This window comes from Woronichinia naegeliana WA131 (assembly GCA_025370055.1).
GTDB lineage: Bacteria > Cyanobacteriota > Cyanobacteriia > Cyanobacteriales > Microcystaceae > Woronichinia > Woronichinia naegeliana.
In genome coordinates, this window is record CP073041.1 from 5146499 (window position 1) to 5165221 (window position 18723).

At 39.8% G+C, this 18723-nt stretch carries 18 protein-coding genes and 8 pseudogenes; 12 read left to right on the plus strand and 14 right to left on the minus strand.

Going from position 1 to position 18723, the window contains the following annotated elements:
* The first annotated feature begins 16 nt into the window (after positions 1-16).
* The 3 genes from KA717_25745 (at position 17) to KA717_25755 (ending at position 1847) form a co-directional block, all read left to right on the plus strand.
* Positions 17-475 (plus strand): hypothetical protein, encoded by a 459-nt coding sequence (locus KA717_25745; protein UXE59262.1) that lies wholly within the window; start codon positions 17-19, stop codon positions 473-475.
* A 296-nt stretch (positions 476-771) separates the two neighbouring features.
* Complete coding sequence (locus tag KA717_25750) at positions 772-1398, plus strand: hypothetical protein (GenBank protein ID UXE59263.1); 627 nt, start codon at positions 772-774, stop codon at positions 1396-1398.
* A 113-nt stretch (positions 1399-1511) separates the two neighbouring features.
* Positions 1512-1847: a hypothetical protein gene (locus KA717_25755; GenBank protein ID UXE59264.1), complete on the plus strand. Its 336-nt coding sequence runs from the start codon at positions 1512-1514 to the stop codon at positions 1845-1847.
* Between the two features lie 134 nt (positions 1848-1981).
* Here KA717_25755 and KA717_25760 read toward each other — a convergent pair.
* The 3 pseudogenes from KA717_25760 to KA717_25770 form a co-directional block, all read right to left on the minus strand.
* Positions 1982-2311: pseudogene (locus tag KA717_25760) on the minus strand (transposase).
* A gap of 48 nt (positions 2312-2359) precedes the next feature.
* A pseudogene (locus tag KA717_25765) lies at positions 2360-3641 on the minus strand (ISKra4 family transposase).
* Positions 3642-3715: 74 nt separating this feature from the next.
* A pseudogene (locus KA717_25770) lies at positions 3716-4738 on the minus strand (IS5 family transposase).
* Positions 4739-4885: 147 nt separating this feature from the next.
* Between KA717_25770 and KA717_25775 the strand changes: the two are divergent.
* Positions 4886-5161: pseudogene (locus KA717_25775) on the plus strand (transposase).
* Between the two features lie 89 nt (positions 5162-5250).
* Here the strand turns inward: KA717_25775 and KA717_25780 are convergent.
* Positions 5251-6576 (minus strand): annotated as a pseudogene (locus KA717_25780) (IS4 family transposase).
* Positions 6577-6787: 211 nt separating this feature from the next.
* Positions 6788-7204: pseudogene (locus tag KA717_25785) on the minus strand (IS4 family transposase).
* 390 nt (positions 7205-7594) lie between these two features.
* Between KA717_25785 and KA717_25790 the strand changes: the two are divergent.
* Positions 7595-8026, plus strand: coding sequence for a hypothetical protein (locus KA717_25790; GenBank protein ID UXE59265.1), 432 nt, complete (start codon positions 7595-7597; stop codon positions 8024-8026).
* Here KA717_25790 and KA717_25795 read toward each other — a convergent pair.
* Positions 8013-9125 (minus strand): IS630 family transposase, encoded by a 1113-nt coding sequence (locus tag KA717_25795; protein ID UXE64782.1) that lies wholly within the window; start codon positions 9123-9125, stop codon positions 8013-8015. The genes KA717_25790 and KA717_25795 overlap by 14 nt on opposite strands.
* A gap of 66 nt (positions 9126-9191) precedes the next feature.
* Here KA717_25795 and KA717_25800 point away from each other — a divergent pair, with 66 nt between their 5' ends.
* Positions 9192-9695: a hypothetical protein gene (locus KA717_25800; GenBank protein UXE59266.1), complete on the plus strand. Its 504-nt coding sequence runs from the start codon at positions 9192-9194 to the stop codon at positions 9693-9695.
* A 195-nt stretch (positions 9696-9890) separates the two neighbouring features.
* Here KA717_25800 and KA717_25805 read toward each other — a convergent pair.
* Together KA717_25805 and KA717_25810 are read right to left on the minus strand one after the other, a co-directional pair.
* A pseudogene (locus KA717_25805) lies at positions 9891-10739 on the minus strand (transposase).
* 151 nt (positions 10740-10890) lie between these two features.
* Positions 10891-11429: pseudogene (locus tag KA717_25810) on the minus strand (transposase).
* A 305-nt stretch (positions 11430-11734) separates the two neighbouring features.
* On the opposite strand from KA717_25810, the gene KA717_25815 reads away from it, so the two are divergent.
* From KA717_25815 to KA717_25835, 5 genes are all read left to right on the plus strand, one after another.
* Positions 11735-11857 carry an IS1-like element transposase gene (locus KA717_25815; GenBank protein ID UXE59267.1) on the plus strand — a complete coding sequence of 41 codons (123 nt, stop codon included), beginning with the start codon at positions 11735-11737 and terminating at the stop codon, positions 11855-11857.
* A gap of 79 nt (positions 11858-11936) precedes the next feature.
* A complete protein-coding gene (locus tag KA717_25820; protein ID UXE59268.1) occupies positions 11937-12335 on the plus strand; it encodes an IS1 family transposase in 399 nt (132 codons plus the stop codon).
* Positions 12336-12401: 66 nt separating this feature from the next.
* Complete coding sequence (locus KA717_25825; protein ID UXE59269.1) at positions 12402-12806, plus strand: hypothetical protein; 405 nt, start codon at positions 12402-12404, stop codon at positions 12804-12806.
* A gap of 388 nt (positions 12807-13194) precedes the next feature.
* A complete protein-coding gene (argF, locus tag KA717_25830) occupies positions 13195-14121 on the plus strand; it encodes an ornithine carbamoyltransferase (protein ID UXE59270.1) in 927 nt (308 codons plus the stop codon).
* 13 nt (positions 14122-14134) lie between these two features.
* Positions 14135-15046 (plus strand): hypothetical protein, encoded by a 912-nt coding sequence (locus KA717_25835; protein UXE59271.1) that lies wholly within the window; start codon positions 14135-14137, stop codon positions 15044-15046.
* Here the strand turns inward: KA717_25835 and KA717_25840 are convergent.
* From KA717_25840 to KA717_25865, 6 genes are all read right to left on the minus strand, one after another.
* Positions 15030-15494, minus strand: coding sequence for a hypothetical protein (locus KA717_25840; protein ID UXE59272.1), 465 nt, complete (start codon positions 15492-15494; stop codon positions 15030-15032). The genes KA717_25835 and KA717_25840 overlap by 17 nt on opposite strands.
* A 103-nt stretch (positions 15495-15597) precedes the next feature.
* On the minus strand, positions 15598-16593 hold the full coding sequence (locus tag KA717_25845; protein ID UXE59273.1) for a transposase: 996 nt from the start codon (positions 16591-16593) through the stop codon (positions 15598-15600).
* A complete protein-coding gene (locus tag KA717_25850) occupies positions 16566-17102 on the minus strand; it encodes a hypothetical protein (GenBank protein UXE59274.1) in 537 nt (178 codons plus the stop codon). Before KA717_25850 ends, KA717_25845 begins: the two co-directional genes overlap by 28 nt.
* A gap of 20 nt (positions 17103-17122) precedes the next feature.
* Complete coding sequence (locus tag KA717_25855) at positions 17123-17731, minus strand: IS607 family transposase (GenBank protein UXE59275.1); 609 nt, start codon at positions 17729-17731, stop codon at positions 17123-17125.
* 44 nt (positions 17732-17775) lie between these two features.
* A complete protein-coding gene (locus KA717_25860) occupies positions 17776-18096 on the minus strand; it encodes a hypothetical protein (GenBank protein ID UXE59276.1) in 321 nt (106 codons plus the stop codon).
* A gap of 8 nt (positions 18097-18104) precedes the next feature.
* Positions 18105-18347, minus strand: a complete 243-nt coding sequence (locus KA717_25865) for a hypothetical protein (GenBank protein ID UXE59277.1) — start codon at positions 18345-18347, stop codon at positions 18105-18107.
* Positions 18348-18421: 74 nt separating this feature from the next.
* Between KA717_25865 and KA717_25870 the strand changes: the two genes are divergently transcribed.
* On the plus strand, positions 18422-18640 hold the full coding sequence (locus KA717_25870; GenBank protein ID UXE59278.1) for a hypothetical protein: 219 nt from the start codon (positions 18422-18424) through the stop codon (positions 18638-18640).
* The last annotated feature ends 83 nt before the right edge of the window (positions 18641-18723 follow it).

Consider the following 18723-nt stretch of genomic DNA (forward strand, 5'->3'; position numbering starts at 1 on the left):
TCATGTATTACTCGGTATGACCCGCATTCGTGGTGACAACGGTAAATTTATTCAAAAGTCTAATGAGCTTCGTCCTGTCAGAAGCATTCGGGCGACAGATTCAACATGGGAAATGCTAGGAAATATAGCCGACAAACAGCGTATTACAAGGGCAGATTTGATTGAACATTTTGCATTAAACCATGTATTACATGAGAGTTTGGAAAAAGAAAACGAGAAACTGAAAGACGAGATGGCAGTATTGCGACTTCAGCTATCGGACATGGAGGGTAAGACTTCTTTCTCTAATCATGGAAATCCTCAACAACTAGATATGTTTTCAGGTATTAAGCAACTTGATCGTGATCTGCTACATCAGCTTCGAGATCGGGTTCTTGGGATGAAGATTTTGTCGGTTGGGGAACAATCCAAGTATTACAAGGAGACCGTAAAGGTGCTTAATAAGTTTATTAGCCTCCTGTTGAAAGAACTCTAGCCTTTTGCCATGTCTCTTTGATGCGGATCGAGACCTGTTTAAGTAGTTCGTTTCTCGTAGTCAAGGGAGTGTTGTAGTGAAGTCCTAGACCTTCAAAAGTCTATTCTGGTAGTCGCCAAGCTCTGTACTTCCCCCGATATGTCGGTTGGAAAACTCATTCAGGAATCTGCGATAATCAGGACAATACGCTCTGGTGGAGACCAACGTAGGAACCGACATAGAGCCTCCATAGTCCGTAGCCACTCGGCAGGAGGCTTGTCAATATTTGCTTCTTTACCGCCAAATTTACACCGCATTTGGCGGCCTTTAGAGCGTCAGCGCGACTAGAAAGATTAGAAAGATTAGAAAGAGAAATTGAGCGAGCGAAAAAACGTTATCCAGAGGCAACATTGGTCGGGATAGCAGACGGGGCAGAATCAAATTGGAAGTTTTTAGAAAAGCAAACGGAAGAACAGATATTAGATTTCTATCATGCCTCTGGTTACTTAGGTGCCTTGGCAGAAGCGTTGCATCCGAATACAGTGTCAAAACAAAAAGAATGGTTGACTGAAAATTGTCGAGAACTCAAGCATGAAAAAGGAAAAGCAGGAGAACTGCTAAATCTGATGAAAGAAGTCAAAGAAGAAAAAAGTCATTCTAAGAATCTTACCGAGAAACTACAAGCGGCGATTACTTATTACGAGAATCATCAGCATCAAATGGATTATGCTGAATACTTAGAGAAAAAGTATCCGATTGGTTCAGGTGTTACGGAAGCAGCTTGTAAGACGTTGGTCAAACAACGATTATGTTGTTCAGGAATGCGATGGAAGGAAAAAGGAGCAGGAATTATTTTGAGCCTACGAGCTTTGGTATTGACCAAGGAACGATGGAGTCAATTTTGGGCAAAACTTGATCAATATGGGTTCCCTGTAGAACCCTGATTACAACAGCTTTTATCAACTAAAGGTCGCACCCACTGGAAGAAGCAGATATTAAACCTCATCAGTCAGGATACTGGCTGAATCCCCCCCCTGACCCAAATTTTGAAGAAAAAGTGAGTGATATCTGTCAAGTCTATGAGAGTGCAATTTTAGGAGAGGAAAAGGGAGAAAAGACTATTTGTCTAGACGAGATGACGGGAATTCAATCATTAGAGCGGAAAGCACCAGGCCGTCCGATGTCTCAGGGGAAGATTCAAGGTCGAGAATTTGAATATATTCGTCACGGCACTCAAACGTTAATAGCCAGTTTTGATGTGGCCAAGGGTCAAGTAATCTGCTCTACAGTCGGAAATACTCGCACAGAGGCAGACTATTTAGGGCTTGCTGAAAAAGTCAAAAAACGAAAGAAATGTGGGTTAGGGAAGTATGGACTGAAAAAGCATAGATAACTTATCCTTATGGAAACAAATCAAAATACAGATTTTGTTTAATCTATTGTTCCTTTCTGTCTAAAAAGGTCAACACAAATCACTCCTCACAAAAGAGAGGAAAATTAACACCATTTTTCACAAGAAAAACGACTCTACAACTTTTTACTTTTTGTCTTCTGAAGTAGAGTAGAAAGATTCATTACCAAAAAGTTCATCGCAATTACCGTTTCCGAGGTCTCAGGTAGTTTGGCCATCACTCGACCAAGACTAAATTTCCTCTTTCCCTGTCCGAATTTACCCTCAATGGCATTACGCACTCTTTCATCTGAGCGTGCCTCTTTCTTTTTTTCTTTGCTCACCTCTTTCGGCGGTCTTCCCAATCGGGGACCACTCATTCTTATATCCCTTTCTTTACAATAAGCTCGATTCGCTTTTGTTCGATAGATTTTATCCACATGAACCGATTCCGGATAACATCCTGTTTCCCTTTTATATTGGGTGCGACCTTTAGTTGATAAAAGCTGTTGTAATCAGGGTTCTACAGGGAACCCATATTGATCAAGTTTTGCCCAAAATTGACTCCATCGTTCCTTGGTCAATACCAAAGCTCGTAGGCTCAAAATAATTCCTGCTCCTTTTTCCTTCCATCGCATTCCTGAACAACATAATCGTTGTTTGACCAACGTCTTACAAGCTGCTTCCGTAACACCTGAACCAATCGGATACTTTTTCTCTAAGTATTCAGCATAATCCATTTGATGCTGATGATTCTCGTAATAAGTAATCGCCGCTTGTAGTTTCTCGGTAAGATTCTTAGAATGACTTTTTTCTTCTTTGACTTCTTTCATCAGATTTAGCAGTTCTCCTGCTTTTCCTTTTTCATGCTTGAGTTCTCGACAATTTTCAGTCAACCATTCTTTTTGTTTTGACACTGTATTCGGATGCAACGCTTCTGCCAAGGCACCTAAGTAACCAGAGGCATGATAGAAATCTAATATCTGTTCTTCCGTCTGCTTTTCTAAAAACTTCCAATTTGATTCTGCACCATCTGCTATACCGACAAATTTTGCCTCTGGATAACGGTTTTTCGCTCGCTCAATTTCTCTTTCCAATCTTTCTAGAAAACTCTTTTTTCCGTACTCTGGTGCCGCACCTAGATAGATTGTCTGTTGACGTTCTCCCTCACTATCGTATAGGGAAACGGTTCCCACCATTGCTTCACGGTAGCCATCCTCACACATCAGCATACAGGTTCCATCTAATCCTATTCCCACTGTTGCAATTTGGCTATCCTCCTTGGGCGGGGCATAACTCCACGCTTCTTCTTTTGCCTGTACCACACTTCCTACTGCTTCACTCAATCTTTGGATATAGGATAGCGCTACTTTTCTACCATGATTTTCTAATAAATCATTTTTCACCTCTTTGCCTGCCATCCCTGACATTTTTGAGGATACCTGTTTTGCCAATAATGGCGTTGATGTTATGATTATCCTTGCTTCTCTTTCTAAGGGGCAATACGTTTTTCCTCAAAGGTGAACGCTGATATACATGACGATTCACTATAACCTCACCATAAGGTGTTTGATATTCTTTCGGTTGCTCTCCCTTACTCTTCCAGATTTCTTCACCGATTTTTAAGGGTGAACCATCTGTATCTAAATATTTCAAGGCTTCTTTGCTGGCGATGCAACCTACTTCGTTTAAGCCTTTTTGAATATTTATTTCTGTATCCAACATTGAACGACTGAGTTCTAATGTTAGTTCTATTTTTATCTTTGAACCCTCTACATTAATTAGTTTTGCTGTCATCATTGTTTCCTCTTTGTCACTTTTCATCTCATGTTAACACTTTTCTTTTCCTTCATCAACTAAAGGTCACACCCTTTATATTCTTCTATTCGCGCTTGTAAATCTCCCGATTCGTTGTAATTATCCCAACTTAATTTGTCTAAGAAGACAAAGCCATTCACATTACTTGCCGATATTTTAGCTCCAAACTCTACTGCTTTTCCCGCTTTTCCACGCACTATTGGACGCACGTGAGGTTGGCTTACACTCACAATTCTGTTTTCTACTTTATTTGTCTTTTTTTCATACATTTCTAACTGTTGCTCATACACTTTTCCTATCGTTACAAGCTCTTCTTGCTCTTTTTTCGTTAGTTTTTCTAACTTTGCTCCCTCTTCTATCATTTTTTCTATATCAGACAAGTTTCTTTTTATATATCCTAGTTGTTTTTTTGTTCCTTTTCTTCTTTCTTTTTTTGACACACGACGTTTTTTTGCTATGGCTAAGTACTCTTTTCTTGCCACTTCCCTATAAGTCCTCGGCTTTTCTTTCCTTTTCTCTTTTATTTCTTCATACAGCTTATCTATTATTTTTTCTGTTTTTTCTCTGGCATCATTCAATATTCCTATATCCGTTGGATATTTTATATCTGCTGGTGTACAAGTCGCATCTAACAATAACTTTCCTTCATTTTCTTTTTTTTCTGACGCTACACCCGTCGCTTTTTTTTCTATTTCTTTATTAATTTTATTTATTAATTCCATTCCTATTTTTTTACGAAAATGAACCATCATTGACGCATTAAATGCTTCTTTGCTACTATAGCTTTCCATTCCTATAAAGTACTGTAAATAAGGGTTCTCTTTTATTTGTTCTACTGTTTCTCTGTCACTTTTTCCTGAAATTTCTTTGATAATTAATGCTCCTAATGCCATTCTAAATGATTTGGCTGGGGCTCCTTTTTTTTCTGTGAAGTTTTTTGCATATTCTTCCTCATATTCTTCCCAAAGAATCATTTTTGACATTTCTATCCAACGATTTTCTTCGTCTAACTGCCCGCCGAACAGATTTTTCAAGTTTTCTGGTGTTTCAATTGAGTACTGTTGCTTTCGGTACATCTGCTTTCTCTCTTCTTAATGCAATGGTTTTGAGGCATTCTACCCTATTTTCGTGCATTCTAGCGGTTCTTAATTCGCCTACTATTTTTCTCCGTAAAGGTTTCAGCTTTTTTCAGCAAGCCCTATTTAAGCCATATCCAAAAAACCATTGCCACCAGCCCTGATGTAGCAAAATGGCACTTGAGCATGGATTGCCTAAATACCCATCAGTCAGAATCTTTGGTTCGCTATGTAGCAGAATTTGAGGGACTTAATCTTGAATTAGGAGAGAAGGGCAAGAGTGGCATCCTTCAATCAATGGCGAGTAGAGCAACTTTTCTCAGTGACCCCAATCATCGAATTGTTTTTCACTTCACACCGAAGCATTGTTCATGGCTCAATCAAATTGAGATTTGGTTTGGTATTTTAATGCGTAAGTTACTGAAACGAGGAAATTTTCTCAGTCAAGATGATCTAAGAACGCAAATTCTTGAATTCATCGACTATTTTAACCGCACTATGGCGCATCCGTGTCAACTTAAAGGAATGGGTTCCCAAATTTGTTGATTGAGAGCGGCCTTTTCTCGATGTCGCTTTCTCTCAGCTTTGACCAAACCAAATAACTTAGCACGTTCAGCCAGATAGGTTACTGTATCAGGCTTTTCTCCTCTAGCAATAGCCTTCGCTACATAGTATAGACTCCGAAACACCATCTCTACTGAGATTTTTTCTTTCGGTTGATTTAGAGCAATCGCCACTTCCCCTACCAATTGATTTAAGACCGTATAGAAAATCAAAGTGCAAATAATCTGGATTTGGACACCATTCTTATTCCCTACCCATAAATAGGCTAGTCCTAAAAGTCTTTTCGTTAATAAAAAGGCTTCTTCGATTGTCCATCGTCTTCGATATAAATCACAGACCTCTTCGGCGGACAGTTGTTCGGGAGACAACACATTTGTTAAATACTGATACCAGATTGTTCCCCATAATACTGAGACTAATCTCACCGGATGCTTGCAAGGATTAGAACGGTAATTTCCCATAATGATAATCTCATCTCTGTAATGACTACCTTGAGACAATACTTGTTTGGTTTTGTAAGATGTACCCGCTCTAAATCTGGTTAGAAAAAACTTTTTAGCTTCTGTTAACAAATCAAACCACACAAAGCTAAAAAATCCCATATCTACGAGAATTAAACCATTTTCTGGTAATTTAGCTGCCAATTCTTCACACCATATTTTATCATTTGATTTATCATTTTCTGTGTACCATAAAGTAACGGGTCTTTGGGTAAAGGCTTCCACTACCATCATTATTTTACCCCCCAATTTACTCTTTTCTTCTTTACTTATTTTCATATTTTTCCTTATCTGCTCTAGCGTTTAGCCATCTGCTATCCACACTGCACTAAACTTTTCTCTTATTTTTTCCCATTTTTCTCCTACTTGGAGCTTCTTCCCTTTTTCGGCTGCTTTTTCTAACACTCCTTTTAGTAATATTGCAAATATTTCGGCTGGCACATTCATCATTCTTTTTGATACTGCCTGTTTGCTTACTTTTAATGATGCTACCCATAGCAATCCCTCTTCCTCTAACAGTCTTACCGCTTCACTTATACCCGCTATTTGACGATACACTATACTTAACACTAATGCCACCATTACTGGTAAATTTAGCACCCTATCTCTCATCATTTTCTCATGAGTTCCCTGTAAATATTTTAATGGTGTAAACATTGTGGGTTCTAGTAATTCAAACAACTCTTTTGTTATTTCAGGGATTTCTACCCCTGGCTGATTTGTCTTACGACGTAAGTCTGGGTTTCCTTTTCTCCGAGGATGTTGTCTTGCCATTTGTTTTTTGCTCACTTTTTTATATACTAACCTTTTTTTCAGCCTACTCTTACTTCCGCCTGCTTTTAGGCTAATCTTTTGTGAGTAGGCATTTTGGCTTAAGTTGACACCAATGACTATGGCGAAGCCCTTTCGATGGACGTATCGGGGGAAGGTTTTGGCTGCTTAAATTTTATAGCACCCAAACTTACGCCTTGGACTACTGGACTACTAGCCATTTGTTGGATTCCTTTTCCTCTATTGGTAGTTTCTGGTAGTTTCTTTCCTCCTTACTGGGGCGCGATTCTTCACGATTCCACAATTGCACCGAACTTATTCCCAAGGGAAAGCCATTTTCGCCATTTAGTACTAGCGTCGGATGCAGAAAAAAGCCTATGTCTCGGTTATTTCCCACTACTCCCTGCCCTTCTGTCTTCAGTCGTCCTCTGTGTGCCTCCAAGTTAATTTCACTCGTATCATTTACTGCTAATACGTGTAAGCCTTCTACTTGCTGCTCACAATGCTCTGATAAGCTTTGTATTAGCTCTGATACTGTCACCTTGTCATTCTCCAAAAAGCGGTAGTAACCTACTTGCTCGGCACGGTTTTTGCTCATTTGACGGATGTTTACCGATTGCTTCCGTAACATTGCGACCTACAATTCCGCCCCCTTTTTACTAAGCGTGGGTCTCCAAATGCTTTTCCTTTTGCCTGTTCAGCGTGAATGAGTATCGGGTTGGTCATTTTTCAGTCCTCTTTTTAGTGGTTTTTCCCTTTTTCTAGTTTACACTCGACTTGTGTGTACACAGTAGCCCCAAAGGAAGGGAAAAAAGGCACAAAAAAAGAGAAGACTACTCTGGTCACCAAAATGGCGGACCTTTGCGTTACCTACGCGGAGGCAGGGAGCTATGTAATTTTGGATGCTTATTTCGCTTGCAAACCAGTGCTCAAAAGTTTTCGCCCAGCAATTCCAAATTCAAATGGTATAAATAGAGACAGAAAAACTTTGACCTATAGGAAGTTATGAATAAAGAGAAAAGTGTCTACTGATTTTGCAGAGAGAAAGATGGAAGTAAACGACCTAAGTTTTGACGGAATCGTTCACTGTTTAAACGAGGTCATTGGGAAGATAGATGACCCCCGTTCGGTTAGTAATGCAACGAAATATAGTCTAAGAGAGGCGATACTGGGGGCATTTGCCGCCTTTTTTATGCAAAATGAGTCATTTTTAGAGTACCAACGTCAGCTTAACAGCCGTTGTGGGCGAGATAATGCTCAGAGCTTGTTTGGACTAGAAAAAATACCAACAGTAGAACAGATTCGCAACATTGTGGATGGGGTAGCAGCGAGTAGTCTATTCCCTTTGTTTGGGTTAATTTACCAAGCATTGAGGAGCATGGGATTCTTGAAAGCCTATGAAATATTGAGGGGAAATCTTCTAGTAAGCTGTCATCAGTTTAACTTGCAATAATACTTGAGCCCTTGTTTTTGATTTTACGTCCCCAACATATTGTCAATCCACCTTCATTAAGAAGTTTATGGATGAGAGATTCTAATTCTTCAATTGATTTGAATAATTTATTTGCAATATATTCTTTTGCTGAATGCCATACCAATTCCATTAAATTATAATCGGGACTATAGGGGGGTAAAAACTCCAAAATAATGTTTGGCATTTCTTCCGTGCTCTCGTCTAGAATTTCTTGCTTTTTGTGGAAGCTCGCATTATCTAAAATAATCACAATCTTCGGACCATTCTTTTCAAAGTCTTCTTTTTTATTTCCTTGTTCTATCCATTCTCTTTGTATGTCTTTGTAAAATTTTAATAATACACTCTTGAAGTTCTGAGAGTTACCAGTGGGAATCAAATCAACCCACCGTTTTTTGTCAGTATATCTAATACCACCCATTACATTGACTCTTCCTTTTCTTCTATCTCCCCTCACTTTTTTACGCTTTCCTTTTTTTGTCCAATGTTTTCTCCGTATTACTCTTAAGCTGAAGCCACTTTCATCCCAAAACCATATCTGGATTGATTCTGGCTTTTCTTTCAAAAGCTTCTTGTACTCTTCAACTTTCTTTCTAAATTCCTCTCTTTTTTGCTCATCTTTTTTATCTTCTAGACTATATTTTGCCCAGATGTAGACAAATCGCTTTTTTTTAAGCATATTTCTAAGTTGTGTATTTCCTAACAATATACCCGTTTCTTTTTCCATATGAGTTGATAGTCTTGCTACTGTCCAACGTCCAAATTCATATCCAAACTCTTCAGGCTCTTTGATTATTATCTCCGTCAATTTCTCTATGTATTCTTCTGTTACTTTCCTGTGATTTCCTTTTTTTCTTTTGTCTCTTAAGCTTTCTATCTCTTTCGGATTTCCATTATTGCACCAGTACCACACTTGTCGTTTGCAACATCCTAATAATCCTGATATTTCATCATACGTTTTTCCTTCATTTCTCAGTAACATAATCAATATTCTCTCTCTTGTAACTGCGTGCTCTTCCGTTTTAAGGGCTTTTTGTAGCTCTTTCTTGGTCTTTTGGTCTAAGAAGTTTAACGTCAGCATAGTCATACAAAAAAGTAAGTCTATATATTCTACCTTATATCCACTTAGAGTGATGACAGCTTAGCAATGGATGGGACAAATTACTACAGTTCGGAAAAAGTAAATTGTCCATGCTGTTCAACCAAAACGTCAAAACAGGGAAAAGTCACCTACTTCCATCAGGCATTATTGCCCGTGATTGTTTCCCCAGACCATGAATCAGTTTTTTCCTTACCCCCTGAATTTATTACCCCTCAAGACGGGTCTGAAAAGCAAGATTGTGAGCAAAATGCGGCGAAACGTTGGATAAGTAACCATGCTAGTTTGTTTGCGGGACAGAAGATAACTCTGCTAGGGGATGACTTGTACAGTCGTCAGCCCACTTGTCAGCACTGTCTCGACCACAATTTCAACTTTATCTTCGTCTGTTTACCGACTTCTCATCCCACACTCTATGAATGGTTAAACTATTTAGAAGCTAATGGAGAAGTCAAAACCACTCAACACCGACGTTGGAATGGGAAGTATTTCGAGATTTGGGGTCGTGTTCTAAACCTGTGGAAAAGAGTAATAATAAATAGGGCTTGCTGAAAAAGTCAAAAAACGAAAGAAATGTGGGTTAGGGAAGTATGGACTGAAAAAGCATAGATAACTTATCCTTATAGAAACAAATCAAAATACAGATTTTGTTTAATCTATTGTTCCTTTCTGTCTAAAAAGGTCAACACAAATCACTCCTCACAAAAGAGAGGAAAATTAACACCATTTTTCACAAGAAAAACGACTCTACAACTTTTTACTTTTTGTTTTCTTTTTTGTCTTCTGAAGTAGAGTAGAAAGATTCATTACCAAAAAGTTCATCGCAATTACCGTTTCCGAGGTCTCAGGTAGTTTGGCCATCACTCGACCAAGACTAAATTTCCTCTTTCCCTGTCCGAATTTACCCTCAATGGCATTACGCACTCTTTCATCTGAGCGTGCCTCTTTCTTTTTTTCTTTGCTCACCTCTTTCGGCGGTCTTCCCAATCGGGGACCACTCATTCTTATATCCCTTTCTTTACAATAAGCTCGATTCGCTTTTGTTCGATAGATTTTATCCACATGAACCGATTCCGGATAACATCCTGTTTCCCTTTTATATTCTTCTATTCGCGCTTGTAAATCTCCCGATTCGTTGTAATTATCCCAACTTAATTTGTCTAAGAAGACAAAGCCATTCACATTACTTGCCGATATTTTAGCTCCAAACTCTACTGCTTTTCCCGCTTTTCCACGCACTATTGGACGCACGTGAGGTTGGCTTACACTCACGATTCTGTTTTCTACTTTATTTGTCTTTTTTTCATACATTTCTAACTGTTGCTCATACACTTTTCCTATCGTTACAAGCTCTTCTTGCTCTTTTTTCGTTAGTTTTTCTAACTTTGCTCCCTCTTCTATCATTTTTTCTATATGAGACAAGTTTCTTTTTATATATCCTAGTTGTTTTTTTGTTCCTTTTCTTCTTTCTTTTTTTGACACACGACGTTTTTTTGCTATGGCTAAGTACTCTTTTCTTGCCACTTCCCTATAAGTCCTCGGCTTTTCTTTCCTTTTCTCTTTTATTTCTTCATATCGCTTATCTATCTGGAGAGTGCGAAGTTCTCTGTCAGACATTTTGACAAAATGCCTAAAAGCCTTGCATTGAAAGCCTTTCAGCGATTGTGAGTCTGGAAGAGGGGTGAAGGACGTTAGGGGCTGAAACCCTAGTAAACTCGTTGATTTTCCTAGAACTTCGCACTGTCCAGTTATCTATTATTTTTTCTGTTTTTTCTCTTGCATCATTCAATATTCCTATATCCGTTGGATATTTTATATCTGCTGGTGTACAAGTCGCATCTAACAATAACTTTCCTTCATTTTCTTTTTTTCTGACGCTACACCCGTCGCTTTTTTTTCTATTTCTTTATTAATTTTATTTATTAATTCCATTCCTATTTTTTTACGAAAATGAACCATCATTGACGCATTAAATGCTTCTTTGCTACTATAGCTTTCCATTCCTATAAAGTACTGTAAATAAGGGTTCTCTTTTATTTGTTCTACTGTTTCTCTGTCACTTTTTCCTGAAATTTCTTTGATAATTAATGCTCCTAATGCCATTCTAAATGATTTGGCTGGGGCTCCTTTTTTTTCTGTGAAGTTTTTTGCATATTCTTCCTCATATTCTTCCCAAAGAATCATTTTTGACATTTCTATCCAACGATTTTCTTCGTCTAACTGCCCGCCGAACAGATTTTTCAAGTTTTCTGGTGTTTCAATTGAGTACTGTTGCTTTCGGTACATCTGCTTTCTCTCTTCTTAATGCAATGGTTTTGAGGCATTCTACCCTATTTTCGTGCATTCTAGCAGTTCTTAATTCGCCTACTATTTTTCTCCGTAAAGGTTTCAGCTTTTTTCAGCAAGCCCTAAATAAATGTAAATCTTAAAATTGGTGTGCCATGCTATTCAAAGCAATTGTTTGCCCAAGTTGTCAAAGTACGGATATTGTGAAACACGGCCCCTCTGGGGAGGGGAAAGAGCGTTACAGATGTCGTAATACAGAATGTAAGCGTTGCACATTTATCTTAAACTATACTTATAAAGGTTATTTGCCAGAAGTAAAGGAAAAGATTGCCGAAATGGCAATGAATGGTAGTGGCATAAGGGATACAGCCCGTGTGCTGAGGATTAGTCCATCAACAGTGATTAGTGAACTAAAAAAAAGAGTCTAGTTTAGTATTCGTCAACGAAAAAAAACTAGCAGAACTGGAACCCAGTCAGAGTATTGTAACGCTCTGCCAATGGAATGACGTGGAAGCAGAACTCGACGAAATGTGGGGTTTTGTGAAGAGCAAAAAAGAGCAAAGATGGTTATGGCACGCTATTGCTCATAAGACAGGTGAGATATTAGCTTATGTTTTGTCTGGTCACAAAGACGAAGCATTTCTAAGGCTAAAAGAGTTGTTAGAACCTTTTGGTATTACTCAATATTATACAGATGGATGGGGGGCTTACGAACGACATATTGAGCCAGCATTGCATGAGGTGGGTAAGTATAATACTCAAAAAATCGAACGAAAGCACTTGACATTGAGAACTCGAATAAAGAGATTAGCGAGAAAAACGATTTGTTTCTCCAAATCTATTGTGATGCACGATATTGTCCTTGGATTATTTATCAATCGCTTTGAATTTGGATGTCTTATTTAGATGTGCTTCCACAGATTCAGAACACTACCCAATCAGATTCCCCTGCGAGACCAACAGCCTGCTTTGTTGGTTAACTGGTGTGAGCTAAAAATCTACCGCGAATCCGATGCTCAACTTCTTTATCACAATAGTTGGATTACCAATCATTTTCTCACCCCTCACATCGTTCTTGATGTCTGTCGTGCTGGACGGACTCGTTGGCGTACTGAGAACGAGAATCACAATATTCTCAAAAATCGAGGCTATCACTTAGAGCATAATTTTGGGCATGGTAAACAACACCTCGCCTCTGTTTTGCTTACCCTGAATTTGCTGGCTTTTCTCTTGCACACGGTTTTAGGTTTGGTTGATGAACGTTACCAGAGAATTCGCGTCCAACGCGGCACTCGTAAGGGATTCTTTCAAGATATTCTCTCTTTGACCAAATATCTGTTCTTTGAAAGCTGGCATCATCTTTTAGAATCAATGTAATGCTCTATTTAGTGATTGATCAAGTTTGTTTGCAGGTTACTGACTCTCTAAGAGACCGAGATTGGAGGAGGGAATGCAAAAAAACTCAGAGATTAGGTTAATATCTCTTGTATCCATAAAAACAAGATCATGTCTGTATCCTATGTTACCGTTTGAATTTGGAATTGCTGATTGATGACACGCCCTAGGTCGTTTACTTCCATCTTTCTCTCTGCAAAATCAGTAGACACTTTTCTCTTTATTCATAACTTCCTATAGGTCAAAGTTTTTCTGTCTCTATTTATCCCATTTGAATTTGGAATTGCTGAATCTCAAGAGCAACCAGTTCAAGCCTTATAATAGGAGCTTAGTTTCCATTTATTATGCTGAAAATTTAAGGACTGGGATCATGGGCATTGAAAGCTTAAAAGGACGGGATATATTGGCGATCGCCGATCTCAGTGCCTCGGAGATTGCTGATATTTTACAATTGGCGGCTCAGTTAAAAAGTGGTGAGAAGACCCCCCATTGCCGAAAAATCCTGGGGTTACTGTTCTATAAGGCTTCCACTCGTACCCGTGTTTCTTTTACGGCGGCAATGTATCAGTTAGGCGGTCAAGTCTTGGATCTTAATCCCAGTGTGACCCAGGTAGGACGCGGCGAACCCATTAAAGACACAGCTAGAGTCTTAGATCGTTACATTGATATTTTGGCGGTGCGAACCTTTAAACAAGCTGACCTGCAAACTTTTGCTGAGTATGCCAAGATTCCGATTATCAATGCTCTCAGTGATCTAGAGCATCCCTGTCAAATTTTGGCCGATTTACAAACCATTCAAGAATGTTTCGGTCAAGTTTCTGGTCTCACTGTCACCTATTTAGGCGATGGCAATAATGTGGCCCATTCTTTAATCCTGGGTGGGGCTATGATGGGCATGAAGGTACGAGTGGCGACTCCCGATGATTACAAACCCGATGCGGCGATCGTGGCCTTAGCAGAAAAATTAGCGGCTCCAGGGGCGGAAATTGTTTTAACGGATGATCCGGTGGCGGCGGTAAAAGGTTCCCATGTTCTTTATACCGATGTGTGGGCCAGTATGGGACAGGAAGATTTAGCCGATGCTCGTATTCCCATTTTCCAACCCTATCAACTCAATCAAACCCTCTTAGAGCACGCTGATCCTGATGCCATTGTTCTACACTGTTTACCCGCCCATCGCGGCGAAGAAATTACGGAAGAGGTGATTGAAGGTTCCCATTCACGGGTCTGGGATCAAGCAGAAAATCGGATGCACGCTCAAAAAGCCTTGATGGCCAGTTTGTTAGGGATTGACTAATTTTCCAAAGCTCATGAGCATCCCAAATATTCAAAAGGGCCTGTTACTATACTGCCAATTTTATGAGGTTGGGGATGAAATCCATCTAGAGAATATTTCGTCCTATATTGTTCAACCCACTTCCCTGCGACAACCGACTGTTCGAGTCCGACGAGCCGAAAGTATCCAGATTGCGAAACCGCCTGTCCAAGTTGAATTGGGTTTTCTCGCTTTGCCCGAACTAAGTATTGCCCTTGAGGGACGGTTACGGGCAACTATCTATGATTTGGGCGCGATCGCCTTAACTTTAGAAATTCTGTTAGAGAATCCCACTCATTGGACAAAAATTGCTTCTCTCATGGCCATGTTACAGGATACGCCCGTCCCCTTAAAAAGCAGTTTTGCTAAACAACTTGAGGCATTAGAAAAGGTTATTTATCCCCTGATCAAAAAGCCCAATCGCTCAACCATTGTGGAAGATTACAGCATCTTAGTAATCGAAGCACTAGCCGATTCCCCTATTGAGATAACCGAATTAGGACAACATCCTTTGGTTTTGGCGGCTTTATTAGGAGAACAGGAACCTTTAAGTGAAAATGCAGCTGGATTAATCAGTCAGATGAGTTATTATCCTCAAGATTTGGCCCTATTAAGTTGGAATGGAGCTTTACTGATCGAACCCGATAGACAAGCAACGGCAACCGTTTTAGCCTTACTCGAATTTGCGAATGTAGAGCTATTGTTAATGCGTTCTTATGATGCAGCACTAGAGACAGAACTATCTTCCTTCTATCGACGTTTACCCAAACAACCACCCCGATTTACTTTTCCGTTAGTGCGACGTTATAGTCATCTGCTCTATGATTTACAGCGATTAGTGGCAGAATTTACGGAATTTACAGAGCGGGTTGATAATGGGTGCATCCCACTTAAGATAATACATTGACACTCAAAAGAGGAGAGTGATTGAGATAAGCACATCGTAGCCGAAGAATACGAGAAACATTATGAAGATGCCAACGTGCTCCCGACAATTTAACCCTAGCTCCCACCTGTTTAATCTTAGACTCCACATCACCAGAACCAATCACAATACCAAGCTGTTGATAGTATTGGTAATCAGGGATACGCTGATAATGCTTCGTCAAATAGGCTTGAAAATTCTTTGCCCTCTTGCTTTTGACTCCATCAAACGCATCTATTGCCTTGTTCACAAAACCCCGCCACAGTAAATGCTCCACTGCTTCTAGCCGTTTGAGAGAGCCACCCACTTTGAACAGATTCTCCTTGAGATGATACCAATCCAACACCTCTCGTCGTATCAGCCACGATTGAGTGGCGAAACTCTCTACCGCATTCCAGATTCCGGGATGACCATCTCCCAAAAAGGTCACTATTGGGGACAAAGGTTGAACATTGCTCCAATTCTTTAAGCCCTCTGGGTCTTGGAAAAAGGCTTCACAGACATTGCCATGAAGAGGTACACAGAAAACGGAGTTAACCGAAGTTAAACAGCGTCAACTGCTTTATATTCGCTCCCTGATTGACCGTTAGAGGCTTGCGCTTCCTTGGTTCTAGGGTCTGGGACTTGCCTTTGTCCGTTTTCGCCTCGAATAATTGGCCCTGTAAAGGAGTCAAATTATCCAGAAACTTCCGAGTTCGTTCTAGTAATATTTCCTTTGCCTTTTTATAGCTAAGGAAACGGGGGATTTCAACATCCTCCATTCTTGCTAGAATGTTGTCAGCCGCGTTGATGTCCGAGTGTAATACGACCCCATCATGTCCGATAAACCGATCCCCCGAACGAGTCCCTGTGAGAGTCCCGAACCGAGAATCGAGTTGTGACGTATAGGCACTATTAACAGCAACAATCGCGCAACCTACGCGAGTTGAAACCTGATTAAGAGCATCGGCAACAATGCCTTTACACCAAGAAGAAACGTTTCTTTTCATTCGTTTTGTTCTTGGTTTTTTATTGCAAATTTGCTCTGTCAAATCTTCAAAGGCTATCTTAACTGCATTTTGCATGAGTTGATGGGTAGCGGTAAAGACAAGGGTTTTAATCTGTCCCTTGAAACGGGATTCTCGTTTGTCCCATTTCTGTTTACCCAAATTGTTACGATTAATTCTATCTGCCTTAGCGGTATCTCCTTTTTGGATTGCTTTATCAGCAACAGATTTTAATTTGTTGCGCTTAACTTGTTTGGCTGTACGATAATCAGTTGCTTTCGTTTGCAAAGAACCAAAATTATCACCTAGAAGTTTTCCCCCATCATTAGAAGAAGTAGCATAAACTTCGGTGTAACCTCTATCGCAACCCATTGTTAAACCATCGGTTTTAGGCTCTGCCTTTTGAATATCGGTTGTATAGTGAATTTCCCATATACCAGCCCTTTTTAGCAATCGCAATTGACAGATAACTTCGTGGGGCAATGTGGTTGTAGCTTTTATAGTTTTCCCTTTTTTTAAGCCACCAAAACGAAGCCAAACCACTCCACTCCATTTTTGTCAATTTGTGTATCAAACGCTCTGAGAATAATTTGATTGTCAACCTTCGTGTGTCCACGATGCCAATATTTACAGACAAGAGAACATAGTTTAGGGTGATTAAGCCAATCACGACTTTCTAGGGTTAATTGTAATAGTAATACCCCTTTCCTGGAGTAATACGTTTGATAGGATTGTCCCAGGGCCTTCATTACTTTTTCAATACAGGAAGCCTGCACTAGATGAATATCGTCTATTACATCGTAAAGAGTTGAATCCCATAACTTCGCTGGTAGATCGTATTTTTCTCGAAAGGGGCGTAGTTGCTTGTCAATCTCAAATTTAGAGATTCCCCAAGCTTTTAATGAGCCAAATTCATTCCACAAGTCACAACGAAGTTGACCCAATCGAAGCGCGATGGTATCCAGTTCTTCCGACTTCCACTTATTCAGTTCTTGAGTTCCTAGAATAGCAATCCTAGTTACCGTCAGTTGACCTTTTACCTTGCGTTTCATTGAGTTAACTTCCTCTTTTATTATAGCGATTCACATTGCTTGGTTGTTGAATTTATTGTAGATATATTTTGTTCATCCTCAATCTTTTTCTTGTAAGTACGAAGAAAATAGAGCTTGGAACTAAAACAGTGCATTATGCTCATAAAATCGTGCATCAATTCTTCTTGAGGAGATAGTTTATTGTTGTTGATTACCGTGATTTTGCAATCGTGAAGATGGCAGAACCATTCCACAAAATCAAATCCAAATCGGCAAAGTCGGTCTTTATGACCAACAACAATCTCACCTATTTCTCCTTTTGATACTTGAGTCATTAATTTCAGGAAACCTTTTCTTTTCCAGTTCATACCACTGGCAATGTCCTTGACAACCCGTGTCTCTGGGTAGGCTTTCCCCAAAAAGTCAATCTGAGTTTCAAGATCGTTGACTTGTGTTCTCGTACTTACGCGAGCATACAAGACCCGTTCTTTCTCGATAGAGATCGACTCCTCGAATGCCGATTCAGGGTATCTGCGATGCCCACCAGGAGAACGAATACAAGGGATTTTCCCTTGATCTGCCCAGTCAGATGTTGTTCTTGGGTGATAACCATACTTTTGATAAACTTGGGTTGGGGTTAGGTACTTCATTTGATTTATCCTATTTGACCCCATTATACTTCGTTATTCAATGATTAGGTGTGCTGACTCACCAGTTTATAATCTCGCCACTGTCCCCCTTCCTTCTCCTCGCCCCGCAGACAAATCTTTCCCCCATCTATACTGACCCCCGCACTCTCTGACTGAGCTTGAGCTAAGGGCAGTTCTGTCCGTTCTACCAAGCGATGTAAACTGCTATGTCCTACTTTTATCCCCATCAACTCCTCTATATCTTCTTCTGCTTGTTGGTAGGATGTTTTCGCACTGGCTCTTAGACAGCATTTCTCTAAACCTGGACTTAAGACGATTTTTGGCGACACCTTTAGTTTTCTGGCTTGTTTTTGGCTTATTTCCACTTCTCCGACTAGGGTTTTGATTTTTCGCTTGTTTCCAGACCGTTTTTTTCCCCCTTCTGAAAAAAAAACTCCCCCATTGTTGGCCCCACAATTTCTAACATCTGGGTTCTGACTTCTACTTCGATGCTTCCAAAGTCCTTCTGTTTCTCTGGTTCCGTATATTTGCGCAGGATACGGGCTGATTCGGTGAGATGCTGTTTTAACAGTGCTTTTTCTTCTGGGGGAATCGGTAACATACTTTTTTCGCTCATCAGTTTTTTTCCATTTTACCCCAGATTCTATGTACTACTTTATCCGGGATATACCCGTTGATAATGCTCTCAAAGTGACCGATGATGTCTATTGGAATCGCTTATATAGTAAAGCCCTCAATGTATTGCGAGTTGATGTGTGGCGATCGGGCGTTGAACATAAACTAACCTTGCTGCGCGAGACCTATAGTATGCTTCATGATGAAGCGGACACCGAACGGGCTTCTGCTTTAGAATGGACAATTGTTATCTTAATTGTGTTTGAAATCGTGACAGCTTGGTTTAGACACTAACAATATTATAGTTGGCCACGTACCTGATTTTAAAAGCTTGTTATTTAAGTTATCATGAAAACAAACATTGGAACCCAATTTAA